This window comes from Chromobacterium indicum (assembly GCF_039708975.1).
Classification (GTDB): Bacteria; Pseudomonadota; Gammaproteobacteria; order Burkholderiales; family Chromobacteriaceae; genus Chromobacterium; species Chromobacterium piscinae.
Map to the genome: position 1 here is coordinate 165,513 of NZ_JAYFSJ010000010.1, position 22,932 is coordinate 188,444.

Genomic DNA, 22,932 nt, shown 5'->3' on the forward strand with positions numbered 1-22,932 from the left:
CGCATCGAGTTGTGGAGGAGTTCTCCGCGGGGGGCGCATGGAGGCAAATAGGCGGAATTTGCATTGGATCATCGTGACGGCGTACGCGTTGATCGCATCGGTGTGGATCATCGTGCCGGATTTGTTGATGGGGCAATGGGGCTCGTCGGGCAACCCCATCGGCGGCATGGGATGGGATGGTTTGTTTGCTTTCGTCTCTTCAGCTTTTTTATATCTGTTGCTGAGCGGGATGGGGGTGGAACGGCTGGCTGGCTTGCACAAATTCGGGCGTTTGGGGCGCGGCCTGCTGGCGCTGGCCCGACGGGATATGGGCTGGCTGGTGCTGCTGTATCTGTTGGCCGTGATGGCGGCGATGGCCGTGCCGGATGTGTCGTTGATACATCTGGCGAATCCGCGGACGTATGCCTGGCTGGTCGCCGGATGGGACGCGGCGTTCATTCTGGCTTGTGCTGTATTGTTGAAGTTGTGCCTGGATCAGCTGAACGACGACTGCGTGCTGCTGCAACCCAGGTATGGCCAGTTGCTGGCCTATCTTTTTGCGGCTTGCGGCTCTCTGTTGGTGTTGGATTTGCGGTTTCAATTGAAATCCCAGCATCACCTGATGTTGCTGTTTCTGATTCCGATCGGCTTGAGCGCCTTGCTTGGGGGGCTGGGGCCGGGACTGTTGTCCATCGTCTTGATTTCCTCCATTGTCGCGGCTTTGTCGCTTTCCTCTTTTTCCGGCGTGCCGGCCGACCCAGCTTCGCAATTGCTGTCGCTCAGCCTGCTGGTGCTGATCGGCGTGTTATTCAGCGTGATGAGCGAGGTGCAGTTGCGCGCCCGCGCCAGGCTGGCCATGGCATTGGAGCGGCGGCAAGCGGCGCTGGAGGCCTTGCGGCACAGCGACGAGCGTTTCCGCGCGCTGTTCGCCGACAGTCCGGTGGCGATGGCGATTTCGAGGATGGCGGACGGCGCGCTGGAGGAAGTGAATCAGGCCTTCCTGGATTTGCTGCAGCTTGAGCGGGAACAGGTATTGGGCCGCACGACGCTTGATCTGGGCATTTGGCAAGATGCCGGGAACCGGCGCGAGCTGATCGAGGCGCTGCGAAGCGAGGGCGAGGTGAGAGGCGCTCCGGTGGCCCTGCTGCGCGGCGATGGCACGGCTGCGCAGGTGCTGCTGTCGTTCCGCCTGATCCATTTCGGCGGCGAAGCCCACGTGCACGGCGTGGCGCTGGATGTGACGGAGCGGCACCGCGCCCAGACGGCGTTGAGGGAAAGCGAGGCGCGGCTGGCGGGCATGGTGCGGTCGGCGATGGATGGCATCGTGATGCTGGATAGCAGGCTGCGCATCGTGACGTTCAACGCGGCGGCGGAGCAGATGTTCGGCCAGCCAGAGCAGGCCATGCTGGGCCAGCCTCTGGACGCGCTGCTGCCAACCGCGATGCGCGCGGAGCATGGCCGGCTGATGCAGCGCTTCGGCGACGGCAGCGCCAGTCCCCGGCGCATGGGACAGCTCGGCAAAGTGCAGGGCGCGCGCGCGGATGGGACGCTGTTCGATCTGGAAGCGTCCATCTCTTCGCAGGACATCGATGGGCAGCGCGGTTATACGGCGATCCTGCGCGATATTTCCGAACGCGAGCGGGGCCAGGTTGAAATTTTGCGGCATATGCGGCAGTTGGAGGCGCTGAATGATTTGAGCCGCGCCATCCTGGAAGACGCCGGCGCCGAGCAGATTGCGCAGATAGGCTTGCGCAATCTGCGGCAACTGGTGCCGTTCTGGGGGGCGACGGCGATGCTGATCGACTGGGAGGCGGAATGCGCCAGGGTGCTGGCTGTGGAGCGCGCGGCAGGCTCACATTATGATCCCGGCCGGCAATTGACCCTGGCCAGCTACGGCATGAATGATCTGGTGTGCATGAAGAGGGGAGAGGTCTGCCTGGAGACGGATCTGGGCGCCCTGCCGTGGCGCTCGCCGACGCTGGAGCGTTTGTATCGGCAGGGCATGCGTTCCTATGTCCGCATCCCGCTGACAGCGGAGGGGCGATTGTTGGGCATGCTGAACCTGGGGTCCGACATGACAGGGGCTTTCGGCGACGTTCAGCGGGAAGTGGCGCAGGCATACGCCCGCCATTTGGCGGTTTGCCTGCAGCAGTCCCTGTTGCGGCAGCGGGTGGCGCGCCTGGCGCGGGTGCACGAGGTGCAGAGCCGTGTCAATGCGCTGGTTGTCCGCTGTCATAAGATGGAGGAATTGTTCGATGGCATCTGCCGGATCGCGATGGAGGTCGGAACTTACAAAATGGCCTGGGCGGGCGTGATCGATCCGGAAACGCAGAACGGCGCGGTGGTCGCCTTCCGCGGCGAGGACAGCAATTATCTTCGGCAAATCCGCCTGAGCGCGAAGGAGGACTCGCCGCATCGCGACCGCCCGGCCTGTCGGGCCGTGCGCATGAAGGAAATCGTGGTGTGCAACGATGTGCAGAACGATCCGTCGATGACGGAGCTGGCGCCGTCCTTGCTCGGCATTGGCGTGCGTTCCATCGCCAGCCTGCCCATCGTGGAGGAGGGGGGCGCGATTGCGGTGCTGGCCCTGTTCTCCTGCGAAGTCGGCGCTTTCGATCGTCAGGAGATGGCGCTGTTGCGCGAGCTCGCCAGCGATATCGGCTATGCGCTGGACCATATCCGGCAGGAACAGCGCCTCGATTACCTGGCTTATTACGACAGCCTGACCGGTTTGGCCAACCGCAGCCTGCTGGGCGAGCGTCTGGCTCAGCGGATGGCTGACGCCGCGCAGGAGGCGCGGCGGTTCGCGGTCGTGGTTTTCGACATTGAGAGCTTCAAATCCATCAACGATGTGTTCGGCCGGGACAAGGGGGACAAGGCGCTGAAGCTGCTGACGCAGCGATTGCTATCGCATACGGAAGATCCCTCGCTGCTGGCGAGGATAGGTCCGGACCAGTTCGCGCTGGTGTTGCCGCAGGCCGCCGGCGAGGACGAGGCCGTGTTGGGCATGGAGCAGATGCGGCGCGAATGCCTGGATTCCGCGATCAGTCTGGACGATAAGGAACTGCGCCTGTCGGCCAAATTCGGCGTCGCCATGTATCCGGACGACGGCGCCGCCGCGATGGGGCTGCTGGAGCATGCGGAGTCGGCCTTGAAGCGCGCGAAGGCGGGCAGCGAGAGCTTTCTGTTCTACCGGCAGGAAATGACGGATCGGGCCGCGGCGGCGCTGGAGTTGGGGAACCGCTTGCGCCAGGCCTTGGAGCAGGAGCAGTTCGAGCTTCATTACCAGCCTAAATTCACGGCGTCAGGGCATCAGATCATGGGTGTGGAGGCCTTGCTGCGCTGGCATTGCCCGGGCCAGGGCATGATCTCCCCCGCCCAGTTCGTGCCGATGCTGGAGGAGCTCGGCCTGATCGTCGAGGTGGGCAACTGGGTGCTGCGGCAGGCCGCGCGTGACTATCACGCCTGGCGCTCGTCAGGGTTGCCGGCGCCCAGGGTCGCGGTTAATGTGTCGCCGCTTCAACTGCGGCGGGCGGACTTCATCCAGTCGTTGGCGGCGGTGCTGGCCATGCATCCGCTGGAGGCGGGAATCGATATCGAGATCACCGAAAGCCAGATCATGTCCGACATCGACAGCAGCATCGCCACGCTGCGCCAGGTGAGGGAGTTGGGGGTTTCCGTCGCGCTGGACGATTTCGGCACCGGGCATTCTTCGTTGGCTTATCTAGCCAGGCTGCCAGTGCAGACGCTGAAGATAGACCGTTCTTTTGTCAGCCGCATGCTGGAGGAAGAGGAGGCGATGACGCTGGTGGAGATGATCATTTCCCTGGCCCACGCGATGGGGCTGGAAACAGTGGCGGAAGGCGTGGAGACGGAGCCGCAGGCCCAGCGGCTGGCGGAGCTGGGCTGCGATGTGCTGCAAGGCTACTGGCTGAGCCGGCCGATGCCGGCAGACGCGTTGGCGGCCAGGCTGGCCGGCGGGACGGCGCTGGCCGGACTGAGCGCCGGCCAGTGAGCGCGAGGATCAATGGTCGCGATGGTCGCCGTGCCATTCGTCGCGGCGGTCGTCGCGGTGGTCGCGTTTCCATCCCTCGTGGCGGCCGTTGTCATGATGGTATTCGCGGTAGTGCGGCACATAGACGCGGTTGTACCAGTCGTCGCGGACGAAATAGACCCGGCGACCACAGGCGCCGTACTGCCGGCAGTACCGGTCCCAATGCTTCATGTGGCCCGGCGGCACGCGCAGGTAGATCGGCGGCGCGGCCACCGGCACCGGCTGCACGATTATCGGTTGCGGGCTGATTAGTTGGGGCGGCGGGTAGCCGCCGATGTCGATCTGGCCGTAGAAGCCGGGTTCGCCGACGCTGATGGAGACCCCCGCCTGGCTGGGCAGGCTGGTCAGGGAGGCGGCGATCAGCACCGCCGCGGTCATCACGTGTTTCATGGCAAGTCTTCCTTTTACGTTACGGACGCGTATTGCGCATGCTTGCACTATGGCGTCGGTTTGTTTCGCAATCGCAAAGGAAAGATAGCCACTGATTGCGATTTGTATCTGTTCATAACCGTAACAATGTGTACAGCCGCGGCCTGCGGCCGCCGCGGCGCGCCAGCCGAGCGGCGGCGGTTCCTGAAGGGAGAAAAGACGGGAAATGAAAATGACATTAACGGCGCGCTGAAGGTATATTGAAGCCATTGTCATCAAGCGGCCGGCTTGTCCGGCCGCTTGCGCTTGAGGCGCCGCGGGCGCGCCATCGCAACATCCCGATATCCGAGGAGACGGCATGGAGGCAGGCAGGAAGACGATGGCGGGCCGGCATTGGCGCGGCATGGCCTTGGCCGGGCTGGTGGTTTTGGCCGGTTGCGGGCGGGGGGAAATCAAGCCGCAGGCGGCCGATTTGCAGCGGGCGGAAACCTTGCGGCCGATGGATGCGCAGTTGGCGCGCAAGTACGAGCGCTCCTGTCTGATCTGCCATGGCAACCAGGCCAGCCAGGCGCCGCTGGCCGGTTTCGCGCCGGCCTGGGAGGCCAGGCTGGAGAAGGGCATGCCGCTGTTGCTGACCCATGTCCGCGACGGCCTGAACGCGATGCCGGCGCGAGGTTATTGCAATGATTGCAGCGACCAGGAGTTCACCCGGCTGATCGCCTTCATGTCCGGCGGCGGGCAAGGGGGCGCGCGATGAGGCCGGCGCTGAATCGTCGGGCCTTGCTGCAACTGGGCGGCGGCGCGTTGCTGGGCGCCTGGGCCGCTCAAGCGGCCGGACCGCGGGCCGCCGCGCCCGCCGGCGGTTATCGCTGGCGCAACTGGAGCGGCCTGCAGAGCTGCGCCGCGCAGGCGCTGGCCACGCCCGGCGACGAGGCCGAACTGGCGCGGCTGCTGCGCGAGGCGGCCCAGTCTGGCACGCCGCTGCGCTGCGTCGGCGCCGGCCATTCCTTCTCCCCGCTGGTGCCCACGCCCGGCAAGATCGTGTCGCTGGACCGGATGTCCGGCCTGCTATCGCATGACGCGGGGGCCGGCGAAGCCACCTTGCAGGCCGGCACCCGCATCGGCCTGCTGGCGCGCTTGCTCGACGCGCAGGGCATGGCGCTGCGCAACCAGCCGGACGTCGATGTCCAGTCTTTCGCCGGCGCGATCAGCACCGCCACCCACGGCACCGGCGCCGGCCTGCCGGCCCTGCACGCCGACGCTCGCGCGCTGCGGCTGCTGACGCCGTCCGGCGAGACGCTGGATTGCGGCAAGGGCCGCGACGACGATCTGCTGCAGGCGGCGAGGGTGTCGCTGGGCAGCCTGGGCGTGATCGCCCGCGCCACCGTGGCGACGCTGCCTGCTTATTACTTGCAGCGCAAGCTGTGGCTGCTGCCGGCGGGGCAGATGCTGGACGTCGCGCCGGAGCTGGCGCGCCGGCACCGGCATTTCGAGTTCTACTATCTGCCGTTCACCGGCTACGCCGCGGCGATCACCCACGACATCCGCCCGCCGGGACCCGCGTCGCGGCCGGAGTCCGGCGACGAGGACATGCTGCTGGAGCTGCGCCGGCTGCGCGATTGGCTGGGAGGCATGCCGGCGCTGCGGCGCTGGACCGCGCAGAAACTGATCGATCCCAATCTGAGCGAGCAGGCCTTCGACAAGTCCTGGCGGCTGCTGTCCACCGTGCGGCCCACCCGCTTCAACGAGAGCGAGTGGCATGTGCCGCGCGAGGCCGGCATCGCCTGCGTGCGCGAGGTGATCGAACGGCTGGAGCGGCGCAACGATGTGTTCTTCCCGCTGGAGTTCCGCTTCGTCAAGGCTGACGACGCCTGGCTCAGCCCTTTCTACCGCCGCGACTCCTGCTCGATCGCCGTCCATGCCGCCGCCGGCGAGCCGCATGATTACCTGCTGACCGAGCTGGCGCCGGTTTTCCGCAAATACGAGGGGCGGCCGCACTGGGGCAAGCTGCATCCGTACGGCGCGGCCGAACTGGCTGCGCTTTACCCGCGCTGGAACGACTTTCTGAAGCTGAGGCGGGAGCTGGACCCAAAAGGCGTGCTGCTCAACTCCTACCTGCGCCGCGTGTTCGGCGTGGCCGCATGAGCGGGCCGTCGCGCGGCCGGCGCCGCTTGCTGGCGGCTTTGGGCGCGGGCGCGGCGGCAGTCTGGCTGGCGCGCCCCTCCGCGCGCGGCGCGCCGCACGACGCTTATTTCCGCCAATTGCAGGCGGCGCTGCGGCAGGCCGGCATCGCCGCGCCGACGCTGGTGTTGGACCGCGAGCGCCTGCGCGCCAACATTCGGCGCGTCACGGGTCATCTGGCCGGCAAGATGGCGCTCAGGGTGGTGGTGAAGTCGCTGCCGTGCCCGGCCTTGCTGGCCGAGGCGGCGGCGCTGGCCGGCACCCGGCGGCAGATGCTGTTCAGCCTGCCGCAACTGGAGGCGATGGCGAAGGGTGAGCGCGACATTCTGCTGGGCAAGCCATTGCCGGCCGCCGCCGCGCTGGCGTTTTACCGCCAGTTTTCCGACGCGGATTTTCGGCCGGAACGGCAGCTGCAATGGCTGGCGGATACGCCGGAGCGGCTGGCGCAGTACCGCGAGTTGGCGCGCGGGCAGAATCTTCATATGAGGCTCAACTTCGAGATCGACGTCGGCCTGCATCGCGGCGGCATCGCCGACATCGCCACGCTGCGGCGGATGCTGGACATGGTGGCCGAAGAGCCGCGGCTGCGATGGGCCGGCCTGATGGGCTACGACGCGCACGTGGCCAAGATCCCCGATCTGCCGGGGCTGCGGAGCCAGGCCTTGCGCCACGCGCGCGAAACCTATGCCGCTTTCGCTGCCGCAGTGCGGGCGCATCCGGCGGGGCAAGCCGCCGAGCCGTGCTTCAACGCCGCCGGCTCGCCCACTTACCGGCTCTATCCCGGCGACGGCCCGGAAAACGAGGTGGCGGTGGGCTCGGCAATGGTCAAGCCTTCCGATTTCGACCTGCCTGCGTTGGACGATCTGCTGCCAGCCTGTTTCATCGCCACGCCGGTGCTGAAGGCATTGCCGCGTTTCGAACTGCCTTACGGCGTGGAGTGGCTGGGTAGGCTGGCGGGCGGCTGGGACGCCAATGCGCGGCGCGGCTATTTCATCTATGGCGGCAACTGGCAGGCTGATCCAGCATCGCCCTCGGGGTTGGCGAGCAGCGGGCTGTACGGCCATTCGTCGAACCAGCAGTTGCTGGTCGGCTCCGGCATGCAGGCGCTGGCGGTCGACGACACCGTGTTCTTCCGCCCGCGCCAGAGCGAGGCGGTGCTGCAGCAGTTCGGCGATATCGCCGTGTACGAGGGCGGCCGCATCGTCGACAGCTGGCTGGTGTTGCCGGCCACCGGCTAAGGCTGGCTGAAGGGCCAGCAGCCCTGAGGGTAGGGGCGGCCTACCATGGCCGGGGCATCGGCGCTAGCGTCGGGGCCGTTCATCCATCTTCAGCAAGGGGTATGCATGAACCCATTCGCCAAACCGGACCGCGGCGCGTTGACCGCCGACACCGCGGCCATGCCGCCGCTCCCCGACCGTTTCATCATGGGCTTCTGGCACAACTGGCCATCTTCCGCCGGCAACGGTTATCAGCGCGGCACGTCGGCCGATATCGCGCTGACTGACGTGCCGGAGGACTATGCCGTGGTGGCGGTGGCCTTCATGAAAGGCGCCGGCATCCCCACCTTCAAGCCCTGGAAACTGAGCGACGAGGCTTTCCGCGCCCAGGTGGAGACGTTGAACCGGCAGGGCCGCGCGGTGCTGGTTTCCTTGGGAGGGGCCGATGCCCACATCGAACTCAAGGCCGGCCAGGAGGACGCGCTGGCCGGCGAGATCGTCCGCCTGGCGGAGCTGTACGGCTTCGATGGTCTGGACATCGACCTGGAGCAGAGCGCGATCACGGCGGGCGACAACCAGACGGTGATTCCGGCCGCGCTGAAGATGGTGAAGGACTACTACCTGGCGCAAGGCCGGCATTTCATCATCAGCATGGCGCCGGAATTCCCTTACCTGAAGCCGGATGGACACTACGCGGTCTATATTGCGGCGCTGGACGGCTATTACGACTTCATCGCGCCGCAGTACTACAACCAGGGTGGCGACGGCGTATGGGTGGACGAGCTGAACGCCTGGCTATCGCAGGATGACGAAGCCAGGAAAGAGGACTTCCTCTATTACCTGACCGACAGTCTGATCCACGGCACGCGCGGCTATCTGCGGATTCCGGCCGATAAGCTCGCTATCGGCCTGCCGGCCAATGCCGATGCCGCCGCCACCGGCTTCGTCCGTGATCCGGACGCGGTGTTCAACGCCTTCCGCCGGCTGGAGGAGGCGGGAAACCCCATCCGCGGCCTGATGACTTGGTCGGCGAACTGGGACGCCGGCCGCGATGTGGTGGGGCGCGGCTACGACTGGAGCTTCATCCGAGATTACGCGCCGTTGCTGGAGGGGGGAGAGGGCGGCCGTCCGCCCGCGCCGGGCAATCTGCGCGCCGTCGAGCGTGGCCGGGACTTTGTTTCCTTGGCTTGGGACGCGCCGGTCGGCGGCGATTTTCCCATCGTGGAGTACCGGGTGTACCGCGACGGATTGCAAGCCGGTTTGACCACTACCGCTGACTTCCGCGACGTCGGCCTGCGCCCCGGCAGCGAATACCTGTACCACGCCACCGCATTGGACGACGCGGGCCGGGAGTCCCTGCCCGGCAACGGCGTGAGGGTGCGCACTGACGGCGATGGCGAGCCGGACTATCCGGAATGGCAGAACGGCGTCCAGTATCGGGTGGGAGACGGCGCCAGCTACCAGGGGAAGCGTTACCGCTGCCTGCAGGCCCACGTATCCAATTCCGGCTGGACGCCGGACGCGGCCATTACCCTGTGGCAGCCGGTCTAGTCTGAGCGGCGCGCACAAGAAAACCGCCGCGGCATGCGGCGGTTTTTCATGCAGTCCGCAGGTTTGCGGCTAGCCGAGCAGGGTTAGACCACGGTGATGGTCGACTGGGCCTTGAGCGGGCAGGGCAGGCTGTCGTCGAAGGTGATCTCGATCGCGCTGGACACGAAGAAGCCGCCGATGTGCTGCGCCGCGATCTGCGGCGGCGTGCCCGGCTTGGTCAGATTCACATCCTGGGCGAACACGAACACCCGCCAGACGCCGCGCACGTCCTGATGCTGTTGCAGCAGCAGCCGGTAGGCGCGCTTCAGGTCCAGGCTGCCGGCATAGGTGCCGTCGTTCGCCCCCGGGTCGAAGCCCAGGCCGTCATCGGTCAGCGGGGTGACGAAATACAGTCCCTGCGGCGCTTCGAACAGGGCGAAGGAGTACAGGTCGCTGCCCTTGAACAGCGTGCCGTCCAGGCGCTGGAAGGCGGCGCGCACCCACAGGGGGTTGAAGGCGTTGACCACGTCGGGTGTCTCGACTTTCACCGGCCCGGCGGCGTGTACGTTGACCTGGGTTTCCGTCACCGCGTAGTGATAGGTCTTGCCGGTGGTGAAGCGTTCGTAGGTCCAGGACACATCGGTTTTGTACGCTTTGCCCGCCACCGGCGCCTCCAGCATTTTCCACTTGGCCACCACCCGTTCGGCAACCGTGGTCTCGCCGGCCGCGGGCGGGGTGGCCGCCTGGCCGCGCCAGAATGGATCGGCCTCGTCCGAGCACGCCACCGCGATCGCGCCCGAGGCGATGGCCGAAGCCACGCCGGCGACGGTGAATTCGGTTTTGCCCGATGCCGCGCCCTTCAGCGAGCAGCATTTGACGCTGGGGTCGGTCTCCTCTACCGAGCCGCCGACGCTGAAATTGGCCTTGCCCGCTCCGGCCGCGGCGGCGATCCCGGCCACCAGCGCCGCGATCACGGCCACGATGATGGCCAGCACCTTCCACCAGGGGTCGGAGAACGGCAGCTCGGCATGGGTGCCGGCGTAGGCCGGGTTCGGTTGCCAGGCCATGGTCAGCCCGGTGGGCACCATTGGGCCGAATTGAGGCGGGCAGCGGCACTCCTTGCCGTTGTCCGTCGGCTCGCCCCAGCCCTTGCCTGGCGAGTGGCCCTGTATGTTGGAGATGGTCAGGGTGCCTTCCTCCACCGTGCAGGTATAGGTGTTGCTGGCGCTGTCGAAGCGGGTTTGCGACACGAATATCTGCTGGATGGATCGTTGGGCGGCGAAGCCGTCTGCGCGGGCGACGAAGCTGACCAGCGGCTTGCCGGGCGTGGCGTGCTGGAAGTCCGCGTCCCAGCCGAGCAGCACGGTGCCGCCGGCGGGGATGGTCGGGAAGGAGTAGGTGTGCGCCACCGGCACGATGCCGGGATCACCGACGCTTTCCAGGTAGATGGTGACGTTGCTTAGCGGGCTGGCCGAGGTATTGGTGAAGTGCGCGGCGATGCGCAGCTGGTAGATCGCGTTGTCGAAGATTCCGTCCGGCAGCATGATGCTGCTCACCGGTTCGATCGCGAATGGGCGCGTCAGCACCTGAAGCGGCGTGTTCATAGTGTGTTCTCCTTGCCTTGCGGTATGACCACATAGCTGACGCCGCCCAGCGGCTTGCCGGCATCGTCGTGCTCGACGATGTGCAGCAGCTGGTAATGGTCGGGATGCAGCTGGCCGGCCTGGATGTCCAGATAGACCGGCACCGTCGCGCCGCGCGGCACGCTGACGGCCAGGCTGGGCGCTTTCTCGCCGTCGCTCTGGCCGCCGCAGCGCGGCTCCAGGCTCAGCCGGACCTGCACCTCAGGCTTGGGCGCGGGCCGCAGTTGCAGCCGGGCGAGCCCCAGGCGCTGCAGCTGGCGCTCGTCCAGCTCTCCGCCGAACTCGGCGGTCAGCCTCACCCGCTTGTCCTGCCGCGGCAGGCCATTGACGGCGATGCGCAGCATGGGCGCCATCTTGCTGGCGTCCAGCACGGTCAGATTGCGCTGGGCGATCTGGTCGTGGGCCGGCGGGTCGAAGCTGTAGGAGGCCGGCAACGGGTCAGGAATCGGATTGCTGTCGTTCGGGCCATGGGCGGCCGCCAGCAGGCATTCGTGGCCGTCGTTGACGATCTGCACCTGCCAGGGCACCAGGCACAGCACGTCCTGGCCCATCGCCTCTTTCGGGTCAGCCGGCAGATCGGCGTAGCCGGAGCCGATGAAATTGACCGCGCCTGCCGTCATTTGCCCGGCCGGGTTGGCCCAGTAGAAATCGATGCGGACGTTCTGCGCGTCAGCGTCGCCGATATTGTCGACATGGGCCCAGACATAGGCTTTCTGGCCGGAAACCGGCGCGCCGGGCGCGCCGTTGGGATCGTTGCCGGGCACGGCCCAGACGTCGGTGCTGAGCCACCAGTGCGGCGCACCGTCCCGTATCAGGATATGAGCTGACATGACTGTCCTTTCGCGCTCAAGAGATGGATGGAGACATCCCCTATGAAGTCGGCGCGCAAAGGAACGCGTCAGCCCATCACGGCATGGACGGGGGCTTGGGTTGGCCGCCCGTTTATGATGCGCCCGGCGTCTGCAGGCGCCGATGCGGTCAGGAACAGGGGGCGAAAGCGCTCCCCTTGCAGGTGGTGGTTAGTAATTTAGACTAGTTGTTTTTCGATGCAATTGGTTTATGCGTTCGTAGTGGTTTTTGCGGAGCGGAATACGCAACACTCGCGCGCCGGAGAGCCGGGCGGATTGGCAAGAATCGGGTCGCCGCCCACGCCGCGCTGTTCCAGACTCTGCCTGTTTTCTTGAGCCAAGGTGTAGGGAATATGGGACAGCTAGATGGAAAAGTGGCCATCGTCACCGGCGCCAGCGCCGGCATCGGTTATGAGGCGGCCTGCCTGTTCGCGCGCGAGGGCGCGCGGGTGGTAGCGGTGGCGCGGCGGGCGCATGAGCTGGAGCTGCTGGCGGCGTCCGTCCGGCGGGAGGGCGGAGAGATCGCCATCGTGGCCGGCGACGCGCGCGAGGAGTCCACCGCGCGGCAGGCGGTGGATGCGGCGGTCCGGCGCTTCGGCGGGCTGGACATCGCCTTCAACAATGTCGGCGCCATGGGAGACGCCGCGCCGGTCCACGAAATCACGACCGAAACCTGGCGCTTTGTGTTGGACACCAATCTGACCAGCGCCTTTCTAGCCGCGCGGCATCAGATCCCTGCGATGCTGGAACGGGGCGGCGGCTCTCTCATCTTCACGTCCACCTTTGTCGGCCATACCGCCGGCTTTCCGGGGATGGGGGCCTACGCCGCGAGCAAGGCCGGGCTGATCGGCTTGGTCCAGGTGATCGCCGCAGAATACGGTGCGCGCGGCATCCGCGCCAACGCGCTGCTGCCGGGAGGCGTCGACACGGAGATGGGCCGCGCCGCCGCGCCCACACCAGAGGCGCGCGGCTTCGTCGAGGGCCTGCATGCCTTGAAGCGGCTGGCGCAGCCGGAGGAGATCGCCCGCGCGGCGCTGTTCCTGGCGTCCGACGCCGCCAGCTTCGTCACCGGCAGCGCGATGCTGGCGGATGGCGGGGTGTCTATCCAGCGGGGCTAGCCGCCAGGGCGCCGCTTCACAGCCGGTAGCGGCGGACGGCTTCGTTCATTGCCAGCACCGCCTCGTCCAGTTGTTGGGCGGTGCTGGCGGTCTGCTGCGCGGCGGCGCTGGATTGCGTGGCCATTTGCGCGATCTTTTCCACCTGGTTGGCGATGCTGTTGCAGGCGTTGGCCTGCTCGCGGATGGCGTCGGCTATCTCGCCCACCATCTGCATGGCGGAGCCGGACGATTTGCCGATCTCGCTGATGGCCGCCATCGCCTCGTCGGCGCGCACCACGCCGGATGCCACCAACTGCTGGGTTTCGCTCATGCGGCTGGTGGTCTGGCGCGAGGTGTCGGTGACGCCGCGGATCACCTGGTCGATCTCGCTGGTGAGAATGGCGGTGCGTTCGGCCAGCTTCCTCACCTCGTCCGCCACCACGGCGAAGCCGCGTCCCGTTTCGCCCGCCCGCGCCGCCTCGATGGCGGCGTTCAGCGCCAAGAGATTGGTCTGGTCGGCGATGTCCTTGATGCTGCTGACCGAGTTGGCGATGCGGTCATTCTGCGTTTCCAGCTCGGTGAGGCTGGTGTTGGCGTGGCCCACGGTATCGGAGATGGAGCGGATCTCTTCCGCTGTTTTGGAGATCACCTGATGGCCGTTGCCGGCGTGGCGGCTGGCCTCCTCGCTTTGCTGGTTGCTCTGTTCCGCCCGGTCGCCCACGTGGTTGATGCTGACGGTCAGCTGTTCCATGGTGGCGGCGATGGACGCCGAGGCCTGATTCTGTTGTTCCGCCGCGGTTTGCACATAGCCGGCGGCGCGGCCGAGGTCAGTGGAGTAGCTGGCCACCTTGCCGCAGTTGCGCGAGATATCGTTCAGGCTGTGCCGAATGCGCTGCACCAGTTGATTGAAGGCTGCAGCGGTATTGCCGATTTCGTCTTTCGGGTTATGCACTTTGACCTGCAGGGTGAAATCCAGACGCTCGCCTATTTCGTTCATCGCGTGATTCAGGTCGTGTAGCGGCCGGGTAATGGACGAATAGGTGCGTAGGCCGAGCGTGGCCAACAGCAAGGTCAACGCTGCGGTGGTGGCCAGCGTGATGGTATGGGTGGCATCGATCAGCGCCTGCGAGCCCGCTACCTCCTGATCGACATGGCGCTTGTTGTAATCGATATGGGAGGCTATCGCCTTGGTGAGCGCATTGCCGACAGGCGTCACCATGCTGGCGCGGATCTTGAGCGCTTCTTCCAGCTTGTTGTTTTCCGCCGCGGCCAGCATCGGCTGCAAGGCGGCGTAGTATTGGTCGAGCAGGCGGCTGTCGTCGTTGAAATGTCCGCGATCTTCACTGTCGTTGATTATTTTCTGATATCGAGCCAACGATGCGGTCGCTGCCTGATACGCCTCGGTTACCTTGCCTTTGGCGGCGGCGCGATCGGTGGCGCTGGCGGCGGTCAACTCCTGTAAGCCCGCCAGGCGCAGCGATGCGACCGCATTGCTGAACTGATCCAGTGTGATCAAGCTGGGGTAGTCATTATTGGCGAAGTTGGTGGCGGTGGTGGCCAGCCTGGATTGGGTATACAGGCTGTATGCGCTGATGCCGATTTGGGCCAGGATGGACAGCAAAATCAGCAGGAGGATTTTTCTGGAGACAGTCATGGCGATTACTTTCGTCAGCAGGCTGGCAGAGAATTGAGTATTAGTGCGTATTTTTCTGCGTTTACCTGAAATAGAGTTAATAAATTAGTCTCAAATAATTAGGTTTTGCAGTAAATCAGGTTCTTGACACTATTGGCCATCGGGATGGCCATTAATTTATATCAAATAAACCATCTGGAAATCAGGGTGATTTTTTATTTTCATTCTGAATGAAAGTGGATCGTAATTTCATTTGGAAGCGGGCAGCGCATTTAGCGCGTGATCGGCGCGAAATCAAAAAACAGCCTGAACAATACAGTTGGAGAGGAGACGGTTTGAGAAGGCGCGAGGCGGCGCCGGCGGCTGTCGCGGGATGGGGGATTCATCCCGCGGACGGCGATTGGGAGCGAAGTGCATGTGGTTCCACCCGCGCCGCTACAGGGTTTTTGCCCGCCGCTTTAATTGGGTCCGGGGCAAACCGTGCTTTGTCCGTTGAGGCCCTGCGTCCGGATGGCGAACGAGGCGGCGCGATGGCTGCCGGAACCGTTGATGGTGATGACGTAGAGGCTGTCGTAGTCGGAATCGGACCAGGACGGGATGTTGGCCGACTGCTTGAGGTTGGTGAAGATCTGCTTGGCCAGCGTGACGATCTTCTTGTGTTCCCAGGCGACGAAAATGGTGGCCCCGGCGTAGTCCGGGTCCAGCAGCTTGGCGGCCAGGTCCGATGTCTGGGTGAAGCCGTAGCCGGTGTTGACCGGCATGCCCAGGCGGATGGCGGTGGGTTCTATCGTCGCCAGCGGGCGCACGTAGTAATAGCTGTTGCCGGAGTCCGATACCTGGGTGGCGGGATCGGGCGCGAAGATCGCGTCCGGCGCGCCGAAGGCGTTGGCCAGCACCTGCGGCAGCGCCAGCGCGCGGTTCAGTCCCTGGCAGGTGATTTGCCCCAGCCCCTGGGCGGGCTTCTCGCCATGGCGGAGCAGCACGATGGTTTCGGTGGCGGCGTGAGCGGGGATAGACAGCAGCAGCGCCATCAGCGCCGGCCATGTGGTAAACGATAGCTTCATGTGGATTATCCCGATATCAAATTGGCGCCCGCCGGCGTGGAGCCGGGGCGCGTCAGTGCTTATAGCGGATCAATTTGACAATGGCATGTATCGGGCCGCTGCTTTTGCAAGGATGGCGAGATGCGGTGGGGCGAGGCTGTTGGCGGCTGGAGAGAGGCGGGATCGTCAGGCCGGCACATCGCTGCCGTAAACGATGAAGCCCTGATGTTCGGCCACCTTGTCGTACAGCGCGCGGGCCGTATGGTTGGTTTGGTGCGTTTGCCAGTAGAGGCGGTTGCAGCCGGCGGCTGCGGCCACCTGTTTGGCGGCGTAGATCAAGGCCCGCGCCACGCCTTGCCCCCTGGCTTCCGGCGCAGTGAACAAATCCTGCAGATAGCACACATCGGCCAGGCGGGTGGTGCTGCGGTGAATGATGGTATGGGCCAGGCCGACGATTTTTCCATCAAGCTCCGCTACCAGAGCGTCCACCGGCTCCCGGTCATCAAGAAAGCGCGTCCAAGTCTGCCGGGTGATGTTCTCCGGCAGCGCCGTTTCTCCGGCGCGTCCGTAAAACGCGTTATAGCCATCCCATAGCGGCAGCCAGGCTTCGTAGTCGTTTCGGTCAACAGGTCTGATAATCATGTTCGCTCAATCCGTATTTTATTCATTTCTGTCAAAGGGGAGATGTAGTCGGAGGCGAGGGGTAGCATGCCAGTTCTTACTCGAAATGGATAGTCTGCGCCTGCTGAGAGCCGACTACCATCGAAGGCGGCGTTGCGTCTTGTTGGACGATCTTTTAGTCCGAGAGATGAGGTTGGCGCCGGTTGGCGCGGGGAAATGAAGAGCGGCGCGGCCAAGCACTTGACCCTCTAGCGGCTACAGGCGTTTTCATGGAGGTATCCACATGAAAGGGAGACAGGCAATGGGTCATTTCGGAAAACTGTTTGGCCGCCATCCCGGCCGCGATGAGCACCACGGTCGCCGCGAAGGCCACTCCGCGCCACCGCCTGTGCAGACGCCGTCGGCAAGCTGCCCGAGTTGTCGGCTGGGGAATGATCCTGCCGCGCGGTTTTGCCAGCATTGCGGCGCGGGGTTGGTCCCGCGTCGTTGCGGATCATGCGGGCAAGAGGCCGCCGCCGCGGCGAAGTTCTGTTCCCGCTGCGGCGCAGGACTGGGCTGAGTGAGGGGCGTCGATAGGGATAGAGGGTTGATATTTATTTGATTATCTAATAGGTATATTAACCAATTGAAGATGAGTATGGCCGCGCCTATGCTGGGCTTGTCATGATGTACGCATTGCCTGGCGTGAATTTACTTGCCGCATGAAAACGGCAAGCTACGTCTGGTTGACTCGCTCTGGAGCGCCGCCATGTCCATTCTGTCCATCCATCCGTCGCATGAGCCGGTTGATCACGCGCCCATTCTTGAGCGCCTTCGCGCTTTTCTTGCCGGATGGCGGAAGCCGGATGCAGGTGTGGAAGCGCCGCAGCCGGCGTCTGACAGGCTGAATTTGGGGAGTCTCACCACGGATGAAGGCAGAGCTGCGGTGAGCGCGCTGCTGAAGGCGGGCCGGATCAACCGGGAGGAGAGCCGCAGCCTGAACTTGGCGATGGATATACGGATACTCAACATCCGCTATGGCGACCCGCTTCCCGAGCGGTTCGACCTGATGGCCGAAGCGCGCGGCGCGATAGAAAGCGCGAAAAACATGGGTTGCTGGAATCAGGCGCAGTCGTTGGCCCATAGCTTGGAGGTGATGCAGGCGTATCAGTTGGAGGCTGAGTCCGTCTGAAGATACGCCATGCCGCCATGGATGGCGACGCTAAACAGCCAGTCCCGCTTTCCGGCGGCCTGGCTGTTTTTCATGCGCGCGCGGCTTGCCTATTTTCTCCAGCGGCTTGTCGTCGAGCTCTGAGGGACGGAGTGGATATCTAGGTGTCCGGCTGGCCATCCGGTCACGGCCGCTTCCCACAGCGGCATGTGCGGGATGCTCGCGCTGCGCTTGGACTCCGTGCGCCAAACAGCTTGAATGGATGGGCGCTTCGCTTGGCATGAAAAAGCAGAGTCATGCGCTGCCACATCATGTTGTTTTTGTCGTTGATGGATGCGCCGGGTTGGCTAAGTGAAAACCGCAGGATTATGTCGTCTGTTTGCCTTTCAGTCCTAAAGCATGGGGTTGAGCACCAGTTTCCGGCCTAGAGTGGCGGAGCTCGGTCATGGCCGTCGAGCCCTGAGCTGCCAGGTCGCATGCATGTTTCAACTCAAGGAGTGAGCAATATGTCATCGCAATTTCATGGTTTGGCTACTGGAAACGGCAACAGCAATTATCTTCAGATATTGGGACTCGCCAACATCACGGACACCGCTTATCTGACCGACTGGCAAGACTCTGGCGGCAACTGGCATGCGGGTTTCGCCCTGCCGGTTCCGTCCGATTATCCGAAAGGACACTTCTTCCAACTGACCACCGGCGTGGGCAACAGCAACTATCTGCAGGTGCTGGGCGCGGGCGAGGATGGCAATCCCTACCTGGTTTCGTGGCAGGACGGCAGCGGCAAGTGGCACGGCGGCATGCCGCTGCCCAAGCCGAGCGGCTACAGCGGCGGCCCGCTGGTGACCGGCATCGGCAACAGCAAGTACTTGCAGGTGATAGGCGCCCGGGTTGAATCCTCTCCGTATCTGGTGGCCTGGCAGGACAATGGCGGCAACTGGCATGCCGGCATGCCTCTGCCCAACCCCAGCGGCTATGCGGGCGGCTTCCAGCAACTGGCCACCGGCAACGGCAACGAGCACTTCCTGCAAGTCGTGGGCGTGGGCACTGACGGAAACGCCTACCTTGTGACTTGGCAAAACGGCCAAGGCCAATGGAGCCCGGGCTTCGCGCTGCCCAAGCCCAGCGGCTACAGCGGCACCTTCACGCAGCTGGCCACTGGCGTCGGCAACAGCAACTTCCTGCAAGTGCTGGGCATCGGCGCCGACGGCAACGCCTATCTGGTCGCCTGGCAGGATAATGGCGGCAACTGGCACCCCGGCTTCGCGCTGCCCAAGCCCAGCGGCTACAACGGCACTTTCGCCAAGCTGGTCACTGGCATCGGCAACAGCAACTACCTGCAAGTCTTCGGCATCGGCAGCAACGGCGTGGCCTACCTGGTTTCGTGGCAGGACAACGGCGGCAACTGGCATGGCGGCCTGACGCTGCCGCAGCCGTCCGGCTACAACGGCAGCTTCTCGCAACTGGCGACCGGCAACGGCAATAACCACTATCTGCAGGTGGTGGGCACCGACGCGCAGGGCAATGTCTACCTGGTGTCGTGGCAAGACTCCGAAGGCAAGTGGCACGCGGGTTTCGAGCTGCCCAAAGCGCCATGATGCCAAGATGAGCCACTGATTCCTGCGGGCGCAAGCTCGCCGGGACCGAGTCCAAGCCCTCCGCAGTCAGGAGGGCTTGTTGTTTAGAGGATAGGGCTTTGCCAGTTGGATGGAGAGTGGGCAGTGGGTGGGCTGGCGATGCGTCAGCCCTGGGCCGCGCCTTGTTTCTTGGGAAGCCTTGGGTCCATGAAGTCCCACGCCGCGGCGCTGGCCACATGGAAATCCAGCTTAGGTGCGTAGAGCGCGGTTTCGTTCAGCGTGCCGGCCTTGATGCCCAGCATGCCGGGGAGGTTGCTGAACTTGGCGAACAATTGAGAGCCGCAGTTCGGACAGAAGCCCCGGCTATGGGTCTTGCCGCTGTCTGCGGTCATCTCGAAATATTTAGCCTTGCCAGAAACCTCGACATTCTGTTCCGGGAACAGCATGGCCGGGATATAGGCGCTGCCCGAGCTGCGCTGGCAGTCTTTGCAGTGGCAGTTGCCGGCAAACAAGGGCTCGACATCGACCGAGTAGCGGATTTCGCCGCACAGGCACTGCCCGCTGTATTTTGCAGTCATCTCATCTCCGTATGGATTGCTGTGGGGGATCTCGTTGAAGCCGCCGTTTGCCTGACCTGAGTGGTCGGCTGGTTATCGCCGCTGAGGCTGCAAGGGGATAGCTAAGCAAAGAGCACGCATCGTGATGCGGCAGAGAATGGATATGCGACAAGACTATATCCATTTGAAATGGAAGTGTGAAGTCTTGTGGCTGGAGGGGAATGTCAGCCGCGCTGGGGCAAGACCCGGGTTGAGACCTTTCAATGTTGTCATCCCGCCGGCGTTCCCCCGGCATCGCTCCGCCAAGTTGATCCATGACATCAAAACAGCCTGCCGCTGGGAAGCGGGCAGACTGTTGGCTTGTATAGAGCAGGGCTTACAACACGCGGGTGAGCAGGGCGAGGGACTGGTTCATCCGTTTATCCAGCGGCTCCAGCAATTCCTTGATGCGGCTGGACGGCAGGCGGACATCATCGCCCAGGCAAGCCAGCAGATCGATCACGGATTGCAAACCCAACTGGCCATGGGCCAAGTGGCAGATGGACTCCACCACCGCATGCTCGATGTCGTGGCACAAATGCGCGACGCGCGCGGCAGGCGCCCTCACCGTGGATTGATCCTTGCCGGCCAACTGCTCTTGCAAGGCGGCAAAGGCTTCGTGCAGCCGGGTCATGGCCAGCAGGCTGGGCGGATGCGTGGGGGCTTGGTTGTTCAGCAGCCAACGGCTGCGGGCGGGGTGACGGTTGTTCAAGGAAACCGCGAGGTGAGACGAACTGCGGGTGATGCTAGGCATGGCAAAACCCTCCTTAGGTTGTTTCGCCTGCCGCTCGTCGCCAAACGAGGGGTGGCAGGCGCATGGCAGGGTTGGCGAACCGGACCTAAGGAACCGGCATACCCGTAGGTATCCCCACCAAGGCCCGCCATAAATTGCGCATGGCAATGGTGTGTGGACAAGCCGCAGTCGAAGCTGCGTCAGTCCGCCTTAGGTAACAGGTCGCCAAACCTGATGCCGCTATTGAACGGCACGGAAGAGATTATCCGGCTGGAAGGCTTGTCAGGCAAGCAAATGGGTACGTACTTGGAAGCTGTAAGTAGAATCCGCTGCGCGGATGATGGTTGGGATTACCGGGGCTGCCCGGCGGCAGGGAGGGGATATTTGCTTGGCCAAATATCCCCTCCACCCCTAAAAGCCACCCTGCAAGCCTGGCCTGCGGCTCTCCGCCGGTTCCCGTCAGGCCCGAGGCGCGGCTGAACTCGTCCCGCGCTACCGTCGCGGGACTCAAACAGGCAGCCGCTTAAGACCTCGGGCCTGCCACCCGGCGGCAGGCTTGAAGGGATTGGGGCGCGTCGTTAACGTGCCAGTTTTTGCGAGTGCTTGGCTGTGTTGGGGCATGTAATGGATCTTGTTTAATCGGTTTCAGAGCCGAACCGACTTGCTCCTATCCCATCAGCGCAAGCCGACTCCGAAGCCATTTCCAAGGTTTTAAGCCGCCGCCTGTTTGAGCGGGGCGACGTTAGCGCCCCGCGAGTTCGGCGGCGCCTTGGAAAGGGCTTTGGAGGCGGGGTTTCGCAGCGCTGTTGGGTCGCCTTTTCTTTCGTCCATTTCTTTTGGTGAGGCAAAAGAAATGGACCCGTCCAGCCGGGCGGAACCGGCACGGAATCATCTGTCCGCGGAGCGGACACAAAACCAATCCGTATCACGCGGTAAACGTTGGGCTTCGCGTGGCTCAGCCCAATCTGTGGACTTTGAATAGTCAATTTAGAATAAATTCAGGTACCATTCTTTTATCGCCAAATTGTAAAATAGAGCCATCGTCTGATATGCAGAAAAATAAATTCATTTCTTCATTCGTAACAATTTTTTTGCAAACGCCTGGGCTGGATTTGGATATTAATTCCGATTTTTTTTCAAGTGGTTCATATTTACTAACTTCAAAGCTTGCACTGAGTAAACCCATGTCAAGACCAACTGTGATTGCATGGGATGGTGAAGTAAATATAATATCCTGTACAGTCATTCCAGGAGTATTCATTGGAGACCATGACACGCCATAGTCAGTAGAGATACTAAGTTTTGAGAATATTCCTTGCATCTTGTAGGCGGTAAAGATGCTTGAATTTTTATCATGGGTTAGCGAGGTAATTTCATGACCTGGGTCTACTAGGTTCCAGATGCCCGTTTTAACATCAAGAACATGTAATTTATTAAATCCATTAACATAATACTTGTCGTTTACATAAAAGGCAGCAGGTCTGAAGATCTCTCGTTCGCCATCCATTGATATTTTCTTTATTTGAACTAAATTAGAGAAATTATCATTGGCGCGAAAAATTGATAGTGCTTTTACGATAGGAAAAGCCGAATAGCTGCTCGACGAAAAATCTCCGGCCAGGATGAGCCAGCCTGCGGATGTATGAACTACATTTATTACTTCAGGACTTCCTGGGATTTTGGCAACGACGTTCCAATTGTTGTCGTTTTTCTTGAGAATGGCTCCTTTACTAGTAGCAGCAACTACTATCTGGTGATCAATGGAAATGGCAGTAATATTATCAAGCGTCCCAGTGTCAAATGAAGACCACAAGCCATTCGTATTTCTTACTCGGATCTGGCCCAACTCTGCCCCAAAATATTGAGCCCCATCTGATCCGCTTACTGCTGAGTGAGTAATTGGAGGAAGCGTGCGCTTTGCTGCAGCAAAAAACTCATCTGGATCTTTTATGTTGATTAATTGCTGGTTAAGATTTGACAGTCCAATTTTTCTACCGTAGTCAAGCATTAGGTCGATAATTATCCCATGATTTGCACTTTCATGCGGAATGTATACCGGATCGGCTACGCTATTTGGCTTCCAAACCTTGATGGTATGGTCTAATAAATATGGATCTTGAATTAATTTTGCTTTCTTTACTTGAGGCTCAAGTTCCGAGTGGTGGATAGGCAAGAGTACTCTTTTGTCATGGCCAGCATTGATCCAAATCAATCCTCCAATTTCCGTAAAAGAACCTGCGCTCACTTCAATGGGAGCGTATGAATTATTTTCTAATGCACGGTCAAACATATCCACTAATTCATATTTGCCTGAGGGCACCCATAAGCCATACCCCTCAAACTTTGAGTCATTTTGCTGTAATGTATATATTTCCCCATCATTTTTGGAGCGAATTTTAACTTCCCCTAGCTCTAGTAGGGAGCTTTGAACTTTGGGGGAAAATACATATCCATGAGTAGAATTCAATTTCTCTGGTTTTTGAAATTCAGTGGGATTTATAGCGCATCCACTTAAAACAAAAAACATAGTTATAAAAATAAGCTTGGCAACGATATTCATATGGTTACAGTTATTCCGTTTTGTGTATTAAGTAGTTTGATTGGTGATCTTGCAAGAATCACAATTCAGACTAAGAAAAGGAAAATGGATCGTAGAAGTTA

The 22,932-nt window shown here is 62.3% G+C and carries 18 protein-coding genes; 9 read left to right on the plus strand and 9 right to left on the minus strand.

Going from position 1 to position 22,932, the window contains the following annotated elements; genetic code table 11:
• Nucleotides 1-58: 58 nt before the first annotated feature.
• The gene (locus VA599_RS15305) at nt 59-3,994 is read left to right on the plus strand and encodes a bifunctional diguanylate cyclase/phosphodiesterase (protein WP_346789359.1); all 3,936 of its coding nucleotides are present in this window, start codon (nt 59-61) and stop codon (nt 3,992-3,994) included.
• Between the two features lie 9 nt (nt 3,995-4,003).
• Here VA599_RS15305 and VA599_RS15310 read toward each other — a convergent pair whose 3' ends face one another.
• On the minus strand, nt 4,004-4,423 hold the full coding sequence (locus VA599_RS15310) for a hypothetical protein (RefSeq protein WP_346789360.1): 420 nt from the start codon (nt 4,421-4,423) through the stop codon (nt 4,004-4,006).
• Nucleotides 4,424-4,760: 337 nt separating this feature from the next.
• Between VA599_RS15310 and VA599_RS15315 the strand changes: the two genes are divergently transcribed.
• From VA599_RS15315 to VA599_RS15330, 4 genes are all read left to right on the plus strand, one after another.
• The gene (locus tag VA599_RS15315) at nt 4,761-5,159 is read left to right on the plus strand and encodes a c-type cytochrome (RefSeq protein WP_104946242.1); all 399 of its coding nucleotides are present in this window, start codon (nt 4,761-4,763) and stop codon (nt 5,157-5,159) included.
• The gene (locus tag VA599_RS15320) at nt 5,156-6,547 is read left to right on the plus strand and encodes a D-arabinono-1,4-lactone oxidase (protein ID WP_346789361.1); all 1,392 of its coding nucleotides are present in this window, start codon (nt 5,156-5,158) and stop codon (nt 6,545-6,547) included. The genes VA599_RS15315 and VA599_RS15320 overlap by 4 nt, the downstream gene beginning before the upstream one ends.
• A complete protein-coding gene (locus tag VA599_RS15325) occupies nt 6,544-7,821 on the plus strand; it encodes a DSD1 family PLP-dependent enzyme (RefSeq protein ID WP_346789362.1) in 1,278 nt (425 codons plus the stop codon). Before VA599_RS15320 ends, VA599_RS15325 begins: the two co-directional genes overlap by 4 nt.
• A 105-nt stretch (nt 7,822-7,926) precedes the next feature.
• Nucleotides 7,927-9,351 (plus strand): carbohydrate-binding protein, encoded by a 1,425-nt coding sequence (locus VA599_RS15330; protein WP_346789363.1) that lies wholly within the window; start codon nt 7,927-7,929, stop codon nt 9,349-9,351.
• Between the two features lie 83 nt (nt 9,352-9,434).
• Here the strand turns inward: VA599_RS15330 and VA599_RS15335 are convergent, their stop codons facing one another.
• Entirely contained in the window at nt 9,435-10,934 is a 1,500-nt protein-coding gene (locus VA599_RS15335; protein WP_021475910.1) for a hypothetical protein, read from the minus strand.
• Nucleotides 10,931-11,803: a hypothetical protein gene (locus VA599_RS15340; RefSeq protein WP_021475911.1), complete on the minus strand. Its 873-nt coding sequence runs from the start codon at nt 11,801-11,803 to the stop codon at nt 10,931-10,933. The genes VA599_RS15335 and VA599_RS15340 overlap by 4 nt, the downstream gene beginning before the upstream one ends.
• 371 nt (nt 11,804-12,174) lie before the next feature.
• On the opposite strand from VA599_RS15340, the gene VA599_RS15345 reads away from it, so the two are divergent.
• The gene (locus VA599_RS15345; RefSeq protein ID WP_346789366.1) at nt 12,175-12,939 is read left to right on the plus strand and encodes an SDR family oxidoreductase; all 765 of its coding nucleotides are present in this window, start codon (nt 12,175-12,177) and stop codon (nt 12,937-12,939) included.
• Nucleotides 12,940-12,955: 16 nt separating this feature from the next.
• Here VA599_RS15345 and VA599_RS15350 read toward each other — a convergent pair whose 3' ends face one another.
• From VA599_RS15350 to VA599_RS15360, 3 genes are all read right to left on the minus strand, one after another.
• A complete protein-coding gene (locus VA599_RS15350; RefSeq protein ID WP_346789368.1) occupies nt 12,956-14,572 on the minus strand; it encodes a methyl-accepting chemotaxis protein in 1,617 nt (538 codons plus the stop codon).
• A gap of 437 nt (nt 14,573-15,009) precedes the next feature.
• The gene (locus VA599_RS15355) at nt 15,010-15,615 is read right to left on the minus strand and encodes a hypothetical protein (RefSeq protein ID WP_346789370.1); all 606 of its coding nucleotides are present in this window, start codon (nt 15,613-15,615) and stop codon (nt 15,010-15,012) included.
• Nucleotides 15,616-15,780: 165 nt separating this feature from the next.
• Nucleotides 15,781-16,236, minus strand: coding sequence for a GNAT family N-acetyltransferase (locus VA599_RS15360; protein WP_346789371.1), 456 nt, complete (start codon nt 16,234-16,236; stop codon nt 15,781-15,783).
• A gap of 280 nt (nt 16,237-16,516) precedes the next feature.
• On the opposite strand from VA599_RS15360, the gene VA599_RS24190 reads away from it, so the two are divergent.
• The 3 genes from VA599_RS24190 (at nt 16,517) to VA599_RS15370 (ending at nt 18,963) form a co-directional block, all read left to right on the plus strand.
• A complete protein-coding gene (locus tag VA599_RS24190) occupies nt 16,517-16,774 on the plus strand; it encodes a double zinc ribbon domain-containing protein (RefSeq protein WP_081665913.1) in 258 nt (85 codons plus the stop codon).
• A 189-nt stretch (nt 16,775-16,963) separates the two neighbouring features.
• Nucleotides 16,964-17,386: a hypothetical protein gene (locus VA599_RS15365; RefSeq protein WP_021475916.1), complete on the plus strand. Its 423-nt coding sequence runs from the start codon at nt 16,964-16,966 to the stop codon at nt 17,384-17,386.
• Nucleotides 17,387-17,871: 485 nt separating this feature from the next.
• Nucleotides 17,872-18,963, plus strand: a complete 1,092-nt coding sequence (locus tag VA599_RS15370) for a CV39L family lectin (protein WP_346789373.1) — start codon at nt 17,872-17,874, stop codon at nt 18,961-18,963.
• Between the two features lie 143 nt (nt 18,964-19,106).
• Here the strand turns inward: VA599_RS15370 and VA599_RS15375 are convergent, their stop codons facing one another.
• The 3 genes from VA599_RS15375 to VA599_RS15385 form a co-directional block, all read right to left on the minus strand.
• Nucleotides 19,107-19,520 (minus strand): GFA family protein, encoded by a 414-nt coding sequence (locus VA599_RS15375; protein WP_346789374.1) that lies wholly within the window; start codon nt 19,518-19,520, stop codon nt 19,107-19,109.
• Nucleotides 19,521-19,875: 355 nt separating this feature from the next.
• Nucleotides 19,876-20,292, minus strand: coding sequence for a DUF1484 domain-containing protein (locus VA599_RS15380; RefSeq protein WP_346789375.1), 417 nt, complete (start codon nt 20,290-20,292; stop codon nt 19,876-19,878).
• Between the two features lie 961 nt (nt 20,293-21,253).
• The gene (locus VA599_RS15385; RefSeq protein WP_346789376.1) at nt 21,254-22,831 is read right to left on the minus strand and encodes a hypothetical protein; all 1,578 of its coding nucleotides are present in this window, start codon (nt 22,829-22,831) and stop codon (nt 21,254-21,256) included.
• Nucleotides 22,832-22,932 lie beyond the last annotated feature (101 nt).

What these genes read in the sequence shown, in the direction of transcription:
- VA599_RS15360 (WP_346789371.1), bottom strand. Translation starts at nt 16,236, where the DNA reads ATGATTATCAGACCTGTTGACCGAAACGACTACGAAGCCTGGCTGCCG.
- VA599_RS15320 (WP_346789361.1), top strand. Translation starts at nt 5,156, where the DNA reads ATGAGGCCGGCGCTGAATCGTCGGGCCTTGCTGCAACTGGGCGGCGGC.
- VA599_RS15335 (WP_021475910.1), bottom strand. Translation starts at nt 10,934, where the DNA reads ATGAACACGCCGCTTCAGGTGCTGACGCGCCCATTCGCGATCGAACCG.
- VA599_RS15315 (WP_104946242.1), top strand. Translation starts at nt 4,761, where the DNA reads ATGGAGGCAGGCAGGAAGACGATGGCGGGCCGGCATTGGCGCGGCATG.
- VA599_RS15310 (WP_346789360.1), bottom strand. Translation starts at nt 4,423, where the DNA reads ATGAAACACGTGATGACCGCGGCGGTGCTGATCGCCGCCTCCCTGACC.
- VA599_RS15375 (WP_346789374.1), bottom strand. Translation starts at nt 19,520, where the DNA reads ATGACTGCAAAATACAGCGGGCAGTGCCTGTGCGGCGAAATCCGCTAC.
- VA599_RS24190 (WP_081665913.1), top strand. Translation starts at nt 16,517, where the DNA reads ATGGGTCATTTCGGAAAACTGTTTGGCCGCCATCCCGGCCGCGATGAG.
- VA599_RS15355 (WP_346789370.1), bottom strand. Translation starts at nt 15,615, where the DNA reads ATGAAGCTATCGTTTACCACATGGCCGGCGCTGATGGCGCTGCTGCTG.
- VA599_RS15345 (WP_346789366.1), top strand. Translation starts at nt 12,175, where the DNA reads ATGGGACAGCTAGATGGAAAAGTGGCCATCGTCACCGGCGCCAGCGCC.
- VA599_RS15365 (WP_021475916.1), top strand. Translation starts at nt 16,964, where the DNA reads ATGTCCATTCTGTCCATCCATCCGTCGCATGAGCCGGTTGATCACGCG.
- VA599_RS15380 (WP_346789375.1), bottom strand. Translation starts at nt 20,292, where the DNA reads ATGCCTAGCATCACCCGCAGTTCGTCTCACCTCGCGGTTTCCTTGAAC.
- VA599_RS15340 (WP_021475911.1), bottom strand. Translation starts at nt 11,803, where the DNA reads ATGTCAGCTCATATCCTGATACGGGACGGTGCGCCGCACTGGTGGCTC.
- VA599_RS15330 (WP_346789363.1), top strand. Translation starts at nt 7,927, where the DNA reads ATGAACCCATTCGCCAAACCGGACCGCGGCGCGTTGACCGCCGACACC.
- VA599_RS15385 (WP_346789376.1), bottom strand. Translation starts at nt 22,831, where the DNA reads ATGAATATCGTTGCCAAGCTTATTTTTATAACTATGTTTTTTGTTTTA.
- VA599_RS15370 (WP_346789373.1), top strand. Translation starts at nt 17,872, where the DNA reads ATGTCATCGCAATTTCATGGTTTGGCTACTGGAAACGGCAACAGCAAT.
- VA599_RS15325 (WP_346789362.1), top strand. Translation starts at nt 6,544, where the DNA reads ATGAGCGGGCCGTCGCGCGGCCGGCGCCGCTTGCTGGCGGCTTTGGGC.
- VA599_RS15350 (WP_346789368.1), bottom strand. Translation starts at nt 14,572, where the DNA reads ATGACTGTCTCCAGAAAAATCCTCCTGCTGATTTTGCTGTCCATCCTG.